Annotated in this window: 15 protein-coding genes; 3 read left to right on the plus strand and 12 right to left on the minus strand. The window is 30.1% G+C overall.

The features are described 5' to 3' along the window. Positions 1-142 precede the first annotated feature (142 nt). The 9 genes from CLPA_RS16425 to CLPA_RS16465 form a co-directional block, all read right to left on the minus strand. Positions 143-1,213, minus strand: coding sequence for an ABC transporter substrate-binding protein (locus tag CLPA_RS16425; protein WP_003446444.1), 1,071 nt, complete (start codon positions 1,211-1,213; stop codon positions 143-145). 117 nt (positions 1,214-1,330) lie between these two features. Next, positions 1,331-2,401 (minus strand): ABC transporter substrate-binding protein, encoded by a 1,071-nt coding sequence (locus tag CLPA_RS16430; protein WP_003446442.1) that lies wholly within the window; start codon positions 2,399-2,401, stop codon positions 1,331-1,333. Positions 2,402-2,777: 376 nt separating this feature from the next. After that, positions 2,778-3,818, minus strand: coding sequence for an urease accessory protein UreH domain-containing protein (locus CLPA_RS16435; RefSeq protein ID WP_003446440.1), 1,041 nt, complete (start codon positions 3,816-3,818; stop codon positions 2,778-2,780). Positions 3,819-3,833: 15 nt separating this feature from the next. After that, positions 3,834-6,236 carry a heavy metal translocating P-type ATPase gene (locus tag CLPA_RS16440; protein WP_003446439.1) on the minus strand — a complete coding sequence of 801 codons (2,403 nt, stop codon included), beginning with the start codon at positions 6,234-6,236 and terminating at the stop codon, positions 3,834-3,836. Between the two features lie 166 nt (positions 6,237-6,402). Further along, positions 6,403-7,332, minus strand: a complete 930-nt coding sequence (gene cysK, locus CLPA_RS16445; protein ID WP_003446438.1) for a cysteine synthase A — start codon at positions 7,330-7,332, stop codon at positions 6,403-6,405. A 121-nt stretch (positions 7,333-7,453) separates the two neighbouring features. Then, a complete protein-coding gene (locus CLPA_RS16450) occupies positions 7,454-8,848 on the minus strand; it encodes a sensor histidine kinase (RefSeq protein WP_003446437.1) in 1,395 nt (464 codons plus the stop codon). Between the two features lie 20 nt (positions 8,849-8,868). After that, on the minus strand, positions 8,869-9,573 hold the full coding sequence (locus CLPA_RS16455; RefSeq protein ID WP_003446436.1) for a response regulator transcription factor: 705 nt from the start codon (positions 9,571-9,573) through the stop codon (positions 8,869-8,871). Positions 9,574-9,939: 366 nt separating this feature from the next. Continuing rightward, positions 9,940-10,302 (minus strand): P-II family nitrogen regulator, encoded by a 363-nt coding sequence (locus CLPA_RS16460; protein ID WP_003446435.1) that lies wholly within the window; start codon positions 10,300-10,302, stop codon positions 9,940-9,942. Between the two features lie 59 nt (positions 10,303-10,361). After that, a complete protein-coding gene (locus tag CLPA_RS16465; RefSeq protein WP_003446434.1) occupies positions 10,362-11,588 on the minus strand; it encodes an ammonium transporter in 1,227 nt (408 codons plus the stop codon). Positions 11,589-11,857: 269 nt separating this feature from the next. Between CLPA_RS16465 and CLPA_RS16470 the strand changes: the two genes are divergently transcribed. Beyond that, positions 11,858-12,217: a hypothetical protein gene (locus tag CLPA_RS16470; protein WP_003446433.1), complete on the plus strand. Its 360-nt coding sequence runs from the start codon at positions 11,858-11,860 to the stop codon at positions 12,215-12,217. 93 nt (positions 12,218-12,310) lie between these two features. On the opposite strand, the gene CLPA_RS16475 is transcribed toward CLPA_RS16470, so the two are convergent. The 3 genes from CLPA_RS16475 to CLPA_RS16485 form a co-directional block, all read right to left on the minus strand. After that, complete coding sequence (locus CLPA_RS16475; RefSeq protein WP_034830080.1) at positions 12,311-13,633, minus strand: nitrogenase component 1; 1,323 nt, start codon at positions 13,631-13,633, stop codon at positions 12,311-12,313. Then, a complete protein-coding gene (locus CLPA_RS16480) occupies positions 13,633-15,102 on the minus strand; it encodes a nitrogenase component 1 (RefSeq protein ID WP_003446431.1) in 1,470 nt (489 codons plus the stop codon). Before CLPA_RS16480 ends, CLPA_RS16475 begins: the two co-directional genes overlap by 1 nt. 311 nt (positions 15,103-15,413) lie before the next feature. Continuing rightward, positions 15,414-16,364, minus strand: a complete 951-nt coding sequence (locus CLPA_RS16485; protein WP_003446430.1) for an NAD(P)-dependent oxidoreductase — start codon at positions 16,362-16,364, stop codon at positions 15,414-15,416. 218 nt (positions 16,365-16,582) lie between these two features. Here CLPA_RS16485 and CLPA_RS16490 point away from each other — a divergent pair, with 218 nt between their 5' ends. Both CLPA_RS16490 and CLPA_RS16495 read left to right on the plus strand, forming a co-directional pair. Next, positions 16,583-16,780: an alpha/beta-type small acid-soluble spore protein gene (locus CLPA_RS16490; protein WP_003446429.1), complete on the plus strand. Its 198-nt coding sequence runs from the start codon at positions 16,583-16,585 to the stop codon at positions 16,778-16,780. 51 nt (positions 16,781-16,831) lie between these two features. Beyond that, positions 16,832-17,026, plus strand: a complete 195-nt coding sequence (locus CLPA_RS16495) for an alpha/beta-type small acid-soluble spore protein (RefSeq protein WP_003446428.1) — start codon at positions 16,832-16,834, stop codon at positions 17,024-17,026. The last annotated feature ends 90 nt before the right edge of the window (positions 17,027-17,116 follow it).

A 17,116-nucleotide genomic window follows, 5' to 3' on the forward strand; every position in this document is an offset into this window, starting at 1 on the left:
TATTCCTACCTGTTTAATATAAAATACTATAATCTTTTCTTGATGTCAATACTTTAATCAAAAAATACATAAACAAAAAGACCAAATCTTTTAAAATATAAAAGACTTGATCTCAATAACTTTTCAATTACTTTAAAACTATTTATTTATAATATTCATCTGTTACCATATCTGAAACTTTTACTTTGCCTGCTGGAATTGAACCATTTTTAACTGAATCATCTAACCACGGCTTCAAATATTTTTCATTATCGATGTTTAGAGTCTCTGTATAGTAATGACTTCCACTTACTGGCTGCTTTATATGTTTTGCAGTTAAATCTGCTGCTTCTTTTGTATTATGATTTGCCCAAGTTTCTGCTTCTGTCATTGCCTTAAGAAATTTTCTAACTACATTTGGATTCTCAGCTGCCCAAGTTTTGTTTGTAACCCAGTAAGTCAAACCTGCTGTTGGCCCAAGCTCTGTATCACTTGTATCTGCTATTTTTACATTCCCTGCTTTTTCCATACCTGTATAAAATGGAGGATGAACTGCTGATACATCCACTGTTCCCTGAGTAAGAGCCTGTAATGCCTGAACATCCGGCATTGTTACCCATTCTATTCTATCCTTTGGAATTCCATATTTATTAGCTAAAGTATTTCCTTCAAAATCAGTGCAAATATTAGCAGCACCCGTTGTGAACTTTAATTTTTGACCTTTTTTATAGTTTGCTAAATCTTTAAAACTTTTAACTCCTGCTTCTGAAGCTTTAGCACTAACAAACCACCACATATGTCTATATTTAGGATCTATATCTGGGGCTGGATCTATTCCTGCTGGTCCAATACCTACTATATTAGCTCCTCCTGCTATTGCCGGTGCGTAAGTATTTGGGTGAAAATCTTCAAAATAGTTATTACCATTTAATATGGCTGGAATCTTTTGAGCTGCTTGAGTTTCTCCAGTATACACTACTTTTAAACCATATTTTTTCAAAAATCCTTTTTGGTCAGCAACAACCCATGGTGTAGAATCGCAGGCTATTTTTGAAGAAGTTCTTATTGGAATTAACCCATCACTATCAGGTTTTAACTTATCCTCTTTGGATTTTGATGAAGACGCTGATGCACTAGAAGACTGTTTACCGCAGGCAGTTACTACCAAACTTACTAAGCATATTAGTGAGATAATCAGCAAAAAAAACTTTTTGTTGGATCTTTTCTTAAACATAAATTAACCCCTCCTAATTTTTATGTATTCATATTATTTAAAATATTAAAGAGACCAAAACTTTTCAAATTTATGAAAAGTTTTGGTCTCCAGCATATCTAGTTAACCTAAAACTATTTATTTATAATACTCATCTGTTACCATATCTGAAACTTTCACTTTGCCTGCTGGAATTGAACCATTTTTAACAGAATCCTCTAGCCATGGTTTTAAATATTTTTCATTATCAATATTTAAAGTTTCAGTATAATAATGACTTCCACTTACTGGCTGCTTTATATGTTCTGCAGTTAAAGTTGCTGCTTCTTTTGTATTATGATTTGACCAAGTATTTGCTTCAGTAATTGCCTTAAGAAATTTTCTAGCTACATTTGGATTTTCAGCTGCCCAAGTTTTATTAACAACCCAATAAGTCAAACCTGCTGTTGCTCCAAGACCAGTATCTTGTGTATCTGCTATTTTTACATTTCCTGCTTTCTCCATTCCAATATAAAATGGTGGATGTACTGCTGATACATCTACTGTTCCCTGAGTAAGAGCCTGCAGTGCTTGAACATCTGGCATTGTTACCCATTCTATTCTATCCCTTGGGATTCCAAATTTATCAGCTAGCGTATTTCCTTCAAAATCAGTACAAATATTAGCAGAACCTGTTGTAAACTTTAATTTTTGACCTTTTTTATAATTTGCTAAGTCTTTAAAACTTTTAACTCCTGCTTCTGAAGCTTTAGCGCTGACAAACCACCACATATGTCTATACTTAGGATCTATATCTGGGGCTGGATCTATTCCTGCTGGTCCAATACCTATTATATTAGCTCCTCCTGCTATTGCTGGTGCGTAGGTATTTGGGTGAAATGATTCAACATAATTATTTCCATTTAAAAGTGCTGGGATCCTTTGAGCTGCTTGAGTTTCTCCAGTATACACTACTTTCAAGCCATATTTTTTAAAAAATCCTTTTTTATCGGCAACAACCCATGGTGTAGAATCGCAGGCTATTTTTGAAGAAGTTCTTATTGGAATTAATCCATCACTATCAGGCTTCAGTTTATCCTCTTTTGCTGTTGATGAAGATGTTGACGCGCTAGAAGACTGTTTGCCGCAGGCAGTTGCTACCAAACTTATTAAACATACTAGTGAAATAATCAGCAAAAAAAATTTTTTGTTAGATCTTTTCTTAAACATAAATTGATTCCTCCTAATTTTTATGTATTCATATTATTTAAAATATTAAAAGAGACCAAAACTTTTCTTAATCTTGAAAAGCTTTGGTCTCCAGTATATCCAGTGAACCTAAAACTATTTATTTATAATATACGTCTGTTTACTATATAGAATAATAAATTTTGTACAAAATATTTTTATTGCTAATAGAACCGAAATATATTTATTAGCAAAATAAATTTTATAAAAAAAGCTAAGTTTTTTAAATTAATAAAGAACTTAGCCTCCAGTATTTCTGGTCACCTAAAATTTATTTTATTATTCCGATGTGTTTACTATAAAATACTATATTTTTAACTAAGTGTCAATAGTTTGTTTACATTTTTTAAATATAATATTATTTTACTACTATTTTACTCTTAATCATTCCCATCCAGCATGTATATTGAATTTCTCCAGCTTCTTCAGGAGTAAATTCTATTAAATTGTCTCCTACACTAAGTTTTTTTTCTATTTTTAGTTTTGGGATTTCTATACTGTTATTACATTCATTAATTTTATCTTTATCTACTTTTATTGTCCATTTTACAGGTATACCCTTATGCACAGTAATAGGAGGATAACTATCATCATCTATTTCCGTAGTGATAATTTGCGCATCACCTTCTATTTTTGAATTAGACAATTTATCAGATTGTTGAAAAATACTTGGAGCATTGATATGTATTCCAGATAAAGACAGTCCTCTTCCAATCATTCCAATTCCTAATATAAGTACTATAACAGCACTTACTTTTAATATTTTAACTGAATATTTTTTATTTATAGCTGAATTAATTATTCCAAAAGTAAATAATATAGGTACTGTACCTAATGCAAAAATAAAAGAGGATACTGCTCCATATAAAAAGCTCCTGGTGCTCAACGCATATAACTGTACTATCTGAAGAGGAGCACAAGGCATTAAACCATTCACAATTCCAATATATAGCGGCCCATAACTATTGTCATTTCTTATTTTCTTTGCAATAAATAGAGGCATCCTAATATTTAATTTTCTTAGAAAGGGAAATATTCCAATTAAATTAATAGCCATAATCACCATAAATATTCCACCTATAACAGGTATAATTCCTCTTAAAATTCCTGGAAAATTTATTATACGCCCAATTCCTCCAACTATTCCTCCTATGATTGTATAGGATAATATTCTTCCAAGATTATATAACAATGTAGGAAGAATAGAGATATTTTTTTTATACTTTTTATTTCCTATAGATTGGGATATTGCTATACCTCCACACATTGCTAAACAATGAAATGATGTCAATATTCCAAATATAAAAATAAGTCCATAGCCAGCTCCAGTCTGTATATTAGGTAAATATTTTAAAAGTAATAAATTTTGTAAAAACTCTAGAATATTATCAGCGGTCACTTTTCTTCATCCCCTTTAATTTCCTTGATGCTTAAATTGTTTATTTATTCTAAATTTAAAAAATAAATTAGAAAATACTTTTATTAATCGTATACCGCTGCTATTAGATGTTTGAATTTTAGAATTTTTTAAGCTAAGCGAATTCAACAAAACAGATATGGAACTAAAACACATAGCCACTGATCCCACAACTGGATTTAAATGTCCTGTAGCTGCAATTGGTATGGCAATTATATTATATATAAATGCCCAAAATAAATTCTGTTTAATTTTTTTCATTGTAATTTTAGACAATTCTATAGCTTTTACTAAAGATTTTAATTCACCACTTAAAAGAACTATATCCCCGGTTTCAATAGCCACATCTGTACCTGTCCCCATAGCAAAACCCACATCTGCAACTGCAAGCGCAGGAGCATCATTTATTCCATCCCCTACCATAGCTATAATTTCCCCTGATTTTTTTAGTTTTTCTATTTCATGAGCTTTATCTTTAGGTTGTACCTCCGCAATAACATTATTTATTCCAACTTTTTTTGCCACTGTAAGTGCTGTTTTTTCATTGTCACCACTAAGCATATAAATTTCTATATTCATTTTCTTTAATACTTTGATTACTTCTGCTGAGTCTTCTTTTATTTTATCTGACAACGCAATAATACCTGCTAAATTGTTATCGATTGCCACTAAAGCAGCCGTTTTACCTTGATTTTGCAGTGAATTTAATAATTTATTTAATTCCTTTGACTCTATATTATTTTCTTCCAAAAAATTCTTTGTTCCTATCAATATTCTCTTATCTTTAACCCTTGCAATTATCCCTTTACCTGGAATAGCTTCAAATTCATCTGGATCTTCTAATTCTCTTGTAAATTTAACTTTAGCAAATTTATATATGGCTTCCCCTAGCGGGTGCTCGGACTTCTTCTCAGCTATTGCGGAAATTAGCAGTAAATAATTCTTCTTATCAAAATCATCTTTTCCACCTATATTTTTATTATTGAATAATATTATATCTGTCACTTCTGGCTTACCAGTGGTTATAGTACCAGTTTTATCAAAAACTATTGTATTTATTTTACAAGCCCGCTCCAGTTCCTCGCCATTTTTAATAAGAATACCATTTTGTGCGCCTTTCCCCATACCTACCATAATAGCAGCTGGAGTTGCAAGACCTAGTGCACATGGACATGAAACCACAAGTACTGCAACTGCATAAATAATTGCACTGTCAAGAAGAAAAGTTTGCCTTCCAAAAATGAAAAAATACCATATAACAAAAGTATACGCAGATACAATAAGTACAAAAGGCACAAAATTACCCGCTACTTTATCAGCGATTTTTTGAATTGGAGGTTTACTGTTTTGAGCATTATCTACTAATTTTATTATATTTGCAAGTATAGTATCATTTCCGATCTTCGTAGCTCTAAATTTAAATGTTCCAAATTTATTTAAAGAAGCTCCTGTTACAGAATCTCCTTCTACTTTTTCTATTGGAATACTTTCACCAGTAATCATAGATTCATCTACAGTTGAATATCCATTTATAATAATACCATCAACAGGTATTTTTTCTCCAGGTCTAACTACTATAATGTCTCCAACACTCACCTCATTTACAGGTATTTCAATTTCAATCTCACTTCTTATCACTTTAGCTTTTCTAGGTTGAAGATTTATTAATGATTGTATAGCTTTTGAAGTTTTACTCTTAGCACTAGCTTCTAAATATTTACCAAGTAAAACCAAGGTAATTATAGTAGTTGAAGCTTCAAAATATATATCTCTCATCCCAAGAGTATATGTAGCCACTTGGAAAAATACTATATAAACACTATATAGATAGGCTGCAGTACTTCCTATGGCCACTAATAAATCCATAGTTGCACTTTTAGCTTTTAAGGCATAATAAGAATTTTTATAAAATCTTAATCCAACAGTAAATTGAACAATAGTTGCTAATATTAACTGTAGTTTCCAGTTATGAAGTCCATAGGCCTTGTATCTTAGCAACTGAATATACTCTCCTATTTTAGTTGATGTTTGGGGATCAAAATTATCATGACAAAAACCCAATCCCCCCAATATCATAGCCAATACCAACGGTGTGCTAAATAAAGCAGATATTATAAATGTATTTCTCATTTTCTTTCTTTCAATTTCATTTCCAGTTAATCCATTTTTATAAACTAATTTACTTTCGCTTTCATCCACTGAAAATCCTAATAATTCTATTTGCCTTATTATGTATTCCAACTTTATTTTTGAATCATCATATTCTAATTTTGCTTTTTCAGAAGCATAACTAACATTTACCTTACCAATACCATCTAACTTCTCTAAAGTTGATTCTATCGTCATGGAACATAGGGCACAAGTCATTCCATATATATTAAGTGAAATATTTTTCAACACATTTCCCACATCCAATTTTAAAGTATTTAAAGTTTATTTAATAAAATTAAAGTATAATATTTTAATATAGATTTAAAAAGGCTAAGCATATAATAAATGTTAAAATATACTTAACCTCCAGTTTTTATGGCAAACTTATTAATCTTAAGAATAATGTATTAATATATTATTGAAATAATGGAGTTGATAAATATCTTTCACCAGTATCCGGTAGCAAAACCACTATCTTCTTACCTTTATTTTCTGGTCTCTTTGCGATTTGTGTTGCCGCAAAAGTAGCTGCTCCTGAAGATATTCCTACTAGTAGTCCTTCATTTTTTGCTAATTCTTTTGCTGTATTAATAGCTTCTTCATTTTTGACTTGAAATATTTCGTCTATAACCTTCGGATTAAAAGTATCAGGAATAAAACCTGCTCCAATTCCTTGAATTTTATGTGGTCCTGGCTTTCCTCCAGATAATACTGGTGAATCGTAAGGCTCAACAGCAATAATTTTTATATTTGGATTTTTACTTTTTAAAGTTTCACCTACACCACTAACAGTTCCACCAGTTCCAACACCAGCTATAAAAATATCCACTTGACCATCTGTATCTTTCCAAATTTCTTCAGCAGTAGTCTTCTTATGAATTTCAGGATTATTGGGATTTTTAAATTGTTGTGGTATAAAAGAATTTGGATTTTCTTTTGCTAATTCTTCTGCCTTTTTAATGGCACCTTTCATTCCTTCCGGACCTGGTGTTAATACAAGTTCAGCTCCAAGTGCCTTGAGAAGATTTCTTCTCTCCAAAGTCATAGTTTCAGGCATAGCTAATATAAGTCTATAACCTTTTGAAGCTGCTACAAACGCAAGTCCTATTCCAGTATTACCGCTTGTAGGTTCAATTATAACTGTATCTTTATTTATTAATCCTTTTTCTTCTGCATCTTTTATCATAGCATATCCTATTCTGTCTTTTACACTTCCTGCAGGATTAAAATACTCCAATTTAGCAATGACTTCTGCTTCCAACCCTTTGTGAGCATTATAATTTGATAATTCCAACAATGGTGTATTTCCTATTAAATCCACTAATTTCTTTGCTATTTTTGACATACTTATTTCCTCCTAAAATCATATTTGTATAATTAATTAACCTACTATTCCTATCTGTTTATTATAATAGCATAAAATGTAAATAAATTCTACAGTTTTTTTATTTTTTGCAAATAAAAATTTATTTACAACCTACAGGTAATAGTACAGTAAATTCAGTACCTTTTCCTAAAATACTTTTTACATCTATATTTCCATTGTGAAAATCAATAATTGCCTTTACAATGGCAAGTCCTATACCAACACCTCCAGTAACCCTGTTTCTAGATCTATCAGCACGATAAAAACGTTCAAAGATATATGGTAAATCTTCTTGTGCTATTCCTATACCTGTATCTTTAATCTTTATTATTATTTCATTATTAATCTTATTAATACTCACCTCTACAGTTCCATTCTCTTTAGTATATTTTAATGAATTTGATAAAAGATTTATTATAACTTGACTAACTTTATCTTTATCCGCAAATACAAGTTCCCTTTTACCGCTTAAATTAATATTAATACCCTTGTTTTTAAAATCAGCTTGAAAATTATATATTATCTTTTTTACTTGATCGTAGATGTCATATGTAACTTTTGATAATCCATAATTTCCACTTTCGTATTCATCTAAACTTTTCAATTGACCTACTAATTTATTTATTCTTATACATTCTTCATGACAACTTATTAATCGTTCTTTATCTGGCTTCCATATTCCATCTATCATAGCTTCTAAATGACTTTGAAGGGTTGCCAGAGGTGTTCTAAGTTCATGAGCAATATCAGTAGACATTCTCTTTCTCAAATTTTTTTGATTTTCAAGAGTTTCTGCTAAATTATTAATAGATGAAATTAATAAATCAATTTCTTTAGTTTTAGATTTTTCAATAACTCTATTATTAAAAAATCCATTAGAAATATTTTGTGTTGCCCTTACAACTCTTGATATGGGATTACTTAAAACTTTAGCCATAAATAATCCTATAATTAAAGCAAGAAATAATGATAATATACCTATTATGAATAAATTTTTGTTTAAAGTATCTATAAAATTCATATCATTATCACTATAATAAAAAGGACCATAATAACCTATTTCTAAATGTCCAATTACATTATTGTTATTATAAATTTCATATGATTTTTCTTCATATTTACCGTCATTACTGTCATAATATTTACTCATATTATTTTCCATATGTTCTATCATTTGTTTACATAAGCCATTATTATGTGTAGCTGCATCCCATATTGTATTCCTGGAGTTATCTTCTAATTTAATAATTAAGCCCTGTTCAATGGCATTTATTCCTATACTTTCAACAGCCTTATAATTCCATATTTTATCTTCTGCATATTGTTTTCCAATCAAATCAACTAACTCCATATTTTTTCTTTCTTGATTTTCAATAGTATATCTTTTAAATTGTTTTCCTAAAAATATGTTTATCATAAAACTTATCATTAATATACTTATAATAGCCACTAAGGAATAGGTAAGAGATAACTTTGTCCTTAAACTCCCATTCATTTATTACACTCCCTCTATAATTAAACATCTCCAAATTTATAACCTATACCTCGTATTGTCTGAATATAATCAGGATTTTTAGGATCATCTTCAATTTTTTGTCTCAAATTTTTTATATGAGAATCAACAGCTCTATCATATCCCTCAAAATTTTTACTTAATGCAATATGAATTAACTCTTCTCTAGTAAATACTTTTGAAGGATATTTAGCCATAGTTATGAGTATATTATATTCGTTAGGTGTGAGATTGATTAAACGTCCAGACTTTCTGACCTCATAAGATATATTATCTATAACAAGATCATTTTGTCTAAAAGAATATAAATCATCATACTGAACCTCATCAACTTCCACTCTTCTTAACAAAGCCTTTACTCTTGCAATAAGTTCTCTTGGACTAAAGGGTTTTGTTATATAATCATCTGCCCCCATATCAAATCCATTAATCATGTCTTCTTCAGCAATTTTTGCCGTAAGCATAATTATAGGTACTTTTGATTTTTTTATTCTTAAAAACTTACATATATCTTCACCATTTATGTCTGGCAACATTAAATCCAAGATCACAAGATCTGGATTTATATTGTAAAATAAATTTATAGCTTCATTTCCATTATTGGCAAAAAAAGCATAAAAATCATTATTCTCTATATAGGATTTTATAACTTCTATGATTTTAACTTCATCATCTACAATCAATATCTTTTTTTTATCCTTCTTCATTATTAAGACTCCATTCAAATATCAAAATTCCATTTAGTTTTAAATATAACAAAAGGCTAAATAACCCTCCATAATAGGTATTCAGCCTCCAGATTTCTGGTCAACTAATAATAATTTTCGCAAGTATTGCATAGTATTCCTATTTAATTGATATGTTTATATATTATTACACTTTATTTATTTTGTCAATATAATTCATCAATTATTAATATTTTCTACATTATTTATACAATAAGTATTAGCATATATGTTATTAAACCTATGATATAAACTTTAAACCATTAAATTATATCAATGCTTAACTCAAGCACAAAAATACCAGTTCATAAATTATGAACTGGTATTTTCATTACTATCTATTGTAAATCATTCATTATATTGTAATGCGTCTCTTCCTTCTTCACCACTGCTTACACGTATAACATTTTGTACATCATATACAAATATTTTTCCATCACCTATTTTACCTGTATGAAGTACTTTCTTCGCTGTTTCAACCACAGAATCTACCGGTACATCACATACTACTATTTCTATTTTTATTTTTGGTAATAACTTTATATCTACTGTCTTTCCTCTGTAGTATTCTTTATGACCTTTCTGCATACCGCATCCTAAAACATTTGAAACCGTCATACCTGTAATTCCAATCTCATTTAAGGCATCTTTTAATTCATCAAACTTTCCAGGTGCAGTTATAATATCAACTTTAGTAAGTTTCTCGCTCATAGTAATACCCCCTTTTTAGTATATTATACCCTTAAAAGAACATTTATTCATAGAAATAATTATTCTATTCCACCATAGGCTTCTTCGCCGTGAAGTGTTACATCTAAACCTGTTTCTTCTTCTTCTTCGCTTACTCTAAGTCCTACTATTTTATCAACCACTTTTAGTATTATAAATGTAACTATCGCTGCATATATAACAGTTATTATAATAGCTATTAGTTGAGCTCCTAATAATTTAGGGTTTCCATAATATAATCCATTTGCTCCTGCAGAGTTTATTCCTGTAGATGCAAATATTCCAGTAGCAATTCCACCCCAGATTCCACCAATACCATGGCATCCGAAAGCATCTAAAGCGTCATCATATCCAAATTTAGATTTTATAACTGTAACTCCGTAAAAACAGATAACTCCACCTAATAGACCAATAACCAATGATGCAATTGGTGTTACAAAACCTGCACCAGGAGTTATAGATACAAGACCTGCAACTATTCCACTTGCAACCCCAAGAGATGTTACCTTTTTTCTATGAGCATATTCGCAAGCACTCCAAGCTATAGCCGCAGCAGCTGCCGCAGTGTTAGTTGTCAAAAATGCACTTCCTGCCAATTCGTTTATTCCAAGAGCACTTCCTGCGTTAAATCCAAACCATCCAAACCATAATAGTGCTGCTCCTAAAATAGTCATTGGAAGATGATGTGGTGTACCTGTCTTCTTTCTCTTTCCAAGAACTATAGCTGCTACAAGACCTGATACTCCAGAGCTTATATGAACTACATTTCCTCCGGCAAAGTCTAGAGCTCCTAACTTTCTTATCCATCCTCCTACGCCCCATACCCAATGAGCAATCGGATCATAAACAAAAGTTGTCCATAATAATACAAATAATGCAAAAGCTAAAAATTTCATTCTTTCTGCAACAGCTCCTGAAATTAATGCTGGAGTTATTATTGCAAACATAAGCTGAAATAACATAAATACCTGTTGAGGTATTGTAGCTGCATAATCAGCATTTGGTGCAAAGCCTACACCACTTAATCCAAAAAATTTAAAATTACCTATTATTCCACTTATATCAGTTCCAAAACATAAAGTATAACCTATAAATAACCATTGAACAGAAACAATTGCCATTGCTGCATAACTATACATAGTGGTGCTCAATACATTCTTTCTTCTTACCATTCCTCCGTAGAATAATGCTAGTCCTGGAGTCATTAATAAAACTAATGCCGCTGACATAATGACAAATGCCGTATCTCCTGAATTTACTCCATTCATGTAAAAAACCCCCTTTTAAAATAATTTTTTATTATATTAATAACATCTAATATTCTACTGATTTTTATGTTAGAAGTCAATAATTTTATTATATTATCAAAAAAACTTTATGTAAAATGACAATTTTTCATTTCATTATTTGGAAATTTATTATTAATAAACCATAAATTAGTTATTTTTTTATTTATATAATTTCTTTCTGAGATTTATTAACCATTTTTTTACTAATGAATACTATATAACTATAGTAAAATTTATGGAGGTACACTTTGAATACTAATAACAATAACAAAGAGCAAGAAATAAACAATTACTATGATCCAGAAAGTGTAAATTACAATCTTAATACCAATACTTATCCATCACCATATTATTCTTATTATCCTGAATACAATGATTATAGATCTTATGATGAACCTACATTTGATAATTATGAGGCTCCAGATTCATATGAATATCTCAATATTAATCCAAATTATCAATTTAGGCAGCAGGATTATGAATATTATGGAAGACCTAGACGCAGAAGACGTAGGAGACGTAGACGCAGACAACAATTTCCTTTCATTATATTCCCATTTTTCTTTCCATTCGATGGATTTTATGATGATTACTGGGATGAATATTAAAAAATATTTTTTTATTTAAAAATAGAGAGCTATTTATTTTTTCTCACCTGAATAGCTCTCCATTTTATAATTTAAATTCTTTATTTTTTATAATCAATTATGCTTTGATAGTATCTTATTATATATATCCTCTATTAAATTTAATCCTCCAGTATATCCCACATAATTTCGTTGGAGTATAGTTCTATCAACTACTGGAAGTCCTACGCTTATATTTGTAGCACCAATCTCAGAAGCAATATCAACATCCCAAGAACTTCCTAAAATCAATGGACTTTTATTAACATGAAACTTTTTTAATTGTGAATTAATTATTCCGCCATCCTGAGAAAAAGTTATCTCAGAAAATATGTCTGGTGCTATATCTTTAAAATATTCTCTTATTTTATTTTTAAATACCTCCGGTACATCTTCAGTTATAAATTGATGTTCAGGTAAAAGCCCTAAGTCATTTACTAAGAATCTCGTCATTGCCAATGAATAAGCTGAATCATTTATAGTAAAAAATCTCTTTGGCAAATCAAATCTAAATTCTACTAAAAAGTCTGCGAGCCTGGTTAAATAGTGATAGTATTCATTTTCTTTCTTTTCTATAACTTTATTAACTATTTCTTTGTTTATATCAGCATAATCAGCTACTTTATTTAAAAACTTTGAGGTTTCAACTGCTCCAATAGGTAACACAGGATAATGTAAATAGGGTATTTTAAACTTTTTCTCTAAGAGTTTTGCAATTTTAACACCTATCCATGGAGAAATTACAATATTAAATTCTGCCTTAGGTATATCATCTATTGCTTCAATACCACCACTATCATAACCAAATAATATGTTAGGCTTAAGCCCTATACTCTCAAGCAATCTCTTTATCTCATTTAAATCCCCTTCCCAAAATGGATCATGAATTGGAACTGATGCAAATACATTTACAAGACCTTTAACTTTTTCTTTTTCTTCTTTTAAATATTGATTTATTATAGACTCAAGTACAAGTTCATGCCCCTTATAAGCATCCCCTTTAAATCCTGCTGTTTCTGCATATACTATTGGAACTCCCTCTTTCTGAAAGCCTCTTACAACATCTCCAACATCATCACCAATTATATCGGAAGTACATCCTGTAAGAACTACAAATAGATCTCCATCCATTATCTTTAAAGTGCTTTCTATAAGTTTTTTAAGTTTATTTTCGGCTCCAAAAACCACATCTTTTTCTAACATATTACTACAGGGAATAGCATCTCCTCCAGCATATCTAGTACCTTGGTATCCACCACAAGTAGACATAGCTGCAGATAGCTTGGCACTGCATCCTGGTCCCGCATGCAATATGGGAATAGCTCTTTCTATAGATATAACTGTCTGCTGAGCACCGAGAGCACAAAAATGCCTTGGTTCTTGAATTAATTCACTCATCATTTGCTTTCCTCCATAAATTTAAAAGTTTCTTGTTTAAGCCACCAATCGGTATAAGGCAATTTATTATGTGCGGCTATACCCTTTACAAAAGAAGTATTGCTTATAGTATCTAAAATTAATTCTCCATAATTTATTAATCCTTGATATCCAACACCATAGTGCTCATCTAAGGACAAAAATGATGGTATTCCAAGTTTTGTAGCCCATATTGTTCCAGTATGTCTTCCTATATATATGTCAGGTTTATATTTGTAAAGCATACTTACTAATTCATAAGATTGCTTATTACAAACAGAAATTTTAAAATCTCCATAATTCTCCAAAGCACTTCTTAATGTATCTGCTTTTTTATCAAAATTATCAAATATGGGATCATGATGCCAGGTAGATGCACTTACAAGTTCCATTCCAAGTTCTTTTACAATTGCAATTATTCCATGAGCATAAGCTGAACCTGCACCTATAAAAACCTTTTTGCCAGCTAACTTTTCTCTTAATTCAGCTATTCTCGGTGCTGTTCTATTTTTTTCTTCTTCTATAAGTTTCTCTACTTCCTCTTCCTTATGAACTATTTTACCTAGTTCCCTAATCCATGCATTAAATCCCGCAGCCCCATAAGGTCCTGGAGCTTTTACCTCAGGCACACCAAAATACTTTTCTAATCCTGCAGCTAAATAAGTTCCTAGACTAGAGCATATTTGAAGTGTAGCTGCTGCTTCTGAAATATTACTGAGTTGTTCTATAGTAGTAAATGGTACAATATAATTAACCTTAAGACCTATTTTAGCAAAAAGTGGTGAAAATACATCTGTACCATGAAAATTTATTATATTAACTACATCTGATTGTCTCTTCACTGCAGGTTTAACTAGCTTTCTTAATATACCATGGTAAGAAGCATCAAATCCAGTGGCCCATATTCTAGAACGAAAACCTTCACAGTATATAGCTACTACAGGTATTCCAATCTCTTCCTCTATTTTATCTGTTACACTCTCAATATCATCTCCAATTATTGCCGATGCACAAGTAGTAGTAACAAATATAGCCTTAGGATCAAATCTATTTTTTGCTTCTCTTATAGCATTCTCCAGTTTTTTTAATCCACCATATATAGTATCTTTCTCCATCAAATTAGTATTTATATATTGCACATTAGCTACTGGTATATTTCTAGCTCTTCTTCCCGATCTGTTTACTAGGTTACGTCTTGGTATATCACCACTACATCCCGCAGGACCATGCTCTACAATTGCCGCATCCTGAATACAGGATAACTGGTTCATAACCTGATCTGCACTGCAAGTAGTGCATTGAGTAAAAGATCTATTACGATTACATAAAGTTTTATTATCATAACTTTTACATAAATCAGAAGCAGTACCTTCATATCCATTAATTGAATTCAGTCTTTTTTCTCTTATTTCAACTGAAGTTTTTTCTATATTAACCCCATTATATCCCATATGTTCCCCCTATAAAAATTCATAATTACTAATTATCGAACTGTTCAAAACTATTAACATTTTATAAAAAAAGACTATGTCTACCCTATCTTCTGAAATAGCAGTAAACATAGTCTCTAGTTTTTCTAGTCAACTATTTGCAATATTAGTTTAAAATTATTATAAATATTATTATTAAATTTGTCAAATAGGAATAGTAGGCTAATTATTTACAAAATCATATTATTAAAATATTCATAAATATAAGTAATATAAGTTCATCAGCCTTATATTATGCTGAATCAATCTAAATTTTTATACTCTATATGATGTTAATTTACTACATTAGTTGCTTTATTATTAATAAAGGATTCTATGTTTTTACCTAATAAATTAATTAGTCTTTGTCTCGATTCAATGCATTTACATCCTATATGTGGCGTTAAAATAACGTTATCCATAGAAAAAAGAGGATTATCAAAAGCTGGTGGTTCTGGATATTGAACATCTAAAGCAGCCCCTGCAATTTCTTTATTTTTAAGAGCTTCAATTAAATCCGTTTCCTTTATTATAGCACCTCTTGCTGTATTTATAATGAACGCAGAGGATTTCATAAGATTTAATTTACTTCTATCGATAAGATTTTTGGTACTCTCAGTAAGTGGACAATGTAATGTTACAAAATCACTTTTCTCAAGTAATTCATCTAAGGAAACAAACTTTACATTATCAATAGCTTTTACACTTCTGTTATACACTAATACCTTCATTCCTAAAGCTAACGCAGTTTTTATTACACGTTGTCCTATAGCCCCAGCTCCAATTACGCCTAAAGTTTTTTCCTTTACTTCAAAATGAGGCACTTGTAAATCTTTGCTGAAATTATCAAAATTATTTTGCTTAATCATAACCTGCTGCTTTGAAAGTGATGAACTTAAGTTCAATATAAAAGCTATAACCAGCTGTGCTACGGCATCAGTACTGTAATCTGGTACATTACATACAGTAATATTTTTCTTCCTTGCAGTTTTTATATCTATATTATTATAGCCCGTACCAGCTTCACAAATAAGTTCTACAGAAGGTGGAAATTTAGATATCAATTCTCCACTAAGTGGAAATTCTTTAGTTACTACTATATTTTGTCCTTTAATTCTCTCTAATATTTCACTTTCAGCACTACTATCATATTGTGTAACCTTAGTAAAATTGTTCAAATTAGAAAAATCAATGTTATTATCAAAATTTAATTTTTTAGAATTTAAAAATACTGTATTTTTCATATTTAGAACTCCTAATTTAATAAAATATTTTCAATTTTAGTATAGTCTTTATGTTTATTTCTGTCAAAAATCTATTATTAAAAAAATTTCATATGTCAATATGTTGTTATATTTCAAATTATTATTTTATCTAGTTTGTAATACCAACTTGTCCTATAATTACATAGGATATGTTTATTAAAACCACATAACATAATATCAGAAAGGAGATGTTAGTTATGTCAAGTAGTAGAAATAGAATTTTAGTTCCTGAAGCAAAAGAAGCTTTGAACCAATTCAAGATGGAAGCTGCTCATGAAGTTGGTACTCCTTTAACTAACGGTTATAATGGAGATCTTACTTCAAGACAAAATGGTTCCGTTGGTGGTCAAATGGTTAAAAAAATGGTTCAAGACTATGAAAATCGTTTAAAATAACTTAAATCTAATAAAATATATATTAAATAAAATCAAAGGGAGATGTTAATTATGTCAAGTAGAAATAGAATTTTAGTTCCTGAAGCAAAAGAAGCTTTAAATCAATTTAAAATGGAAGCTGCTCACGAAGTTGGTACTCCTTTAACTAACGGTTATAATGGAGATCTTACTTCAAGACAAAATGGCTCTGTTGGCGGTCAAATGGTTAAAAAAATGGTTCAAGACTATGAAAATCGTTTAAAATAATTAATTTTTATAAAAATTATAGTATATAGTTACTATATTAAAATAGAAGTTGTCTCACAATGTATATATGTTGTGAGACAATTTTTTTAA

Source organism: Clostridium pasteurianum DSM 525 = ATCC 6013 (assembly GCF_000807255.1).
Lineage (GTDB): Bacteria > Bacillota > Clostridia > Clostridiales > Clostridiaceae > Clostridium_I > Clostridium_I pasteurianum.

Coding starts and splice junctions, on each gene's coding strand:
- CLPA_RS16460 (WP_003446435.1), bottom strand. CDS start 10,302: ATGAGCGAGAAACTTACTAAAGTTGATATTATAACTGCACCTGGAAAG.
- CLPA_RS16495 (WP_003446428.1), top strand. CDS start 16,832: ATGTCAAGTAGAAATAGAATTTTAGTTCCTGAAGCAAAAGAAGCTTTA.
- CLPA_RS16430 (WP_003446442.1), bottom strand. CDS start 2,401: ATGTTTAAGAAAAGATCTAACAAAAAATTTTTTTTGCTGATTATTTCA.
- CLPA_RS16465 (WP_003446434.1), bottom strand. CDS start 11,588: ATGAATGGAGTAAATTCAGGAGATACGGCATTTGTCATTATGTCAGCG.
- CLPA_RS16450 (WP_003446437.1), bottom strand. CDS start 8,848: ATGAATGGGAGTTTAAGGACAAAGTTATCTCTTACCTATTCCTTAGTG.
- CLPA_RS16455 (WP_003446436.1), bottom strand. CDS start 9,573: ATGAAGAAGGATAAAAAAAAGATATTGATTGTAGATGATGAAGTTAAA.
- CLPA_RS16480 (WP_003446431.1), bottom strand. CDS start 15,102: ATGGGATATAATGGGGTTAATATAGAAAAAACTTCAGTTGAAATAAGA.
- CLPA_RS16485 (WP_003446430.1), bottom strand. CDS start 16,364: ATGAAAAATACAGTATTTTTAAATTCTAAAAAATTAAATTTTGATAAT.
- cysK (WP_003446438.1), bottom strand. CDS start 7,332: ATGTCAAAAATAGCAAAGAAATTAGTGGATTTAATAGGAAATACACCA.
- CLPA_RS16490 (WP_003446429.1), top strand. CDS start 16,583: ATGTCAAGTAGTAGAAATAGAATTTTAGTTCCTGAAGCAAAAGAAGCT.
- CLPA_RS16425 (WP_003446444.1), bottom strand. CDS start 1,213: ATGTTTAAGAAAAGATCCAACAAAAAGTTTTTTTTGCTGATTATCTCA.
- CLPA_RS16475 (WP_034830080.1), bottom strand. CDS start 13,633: ATGAGTGAATTAATTCAAGAACCAAGGCATTTTTGTGCTCTCGGTGCT.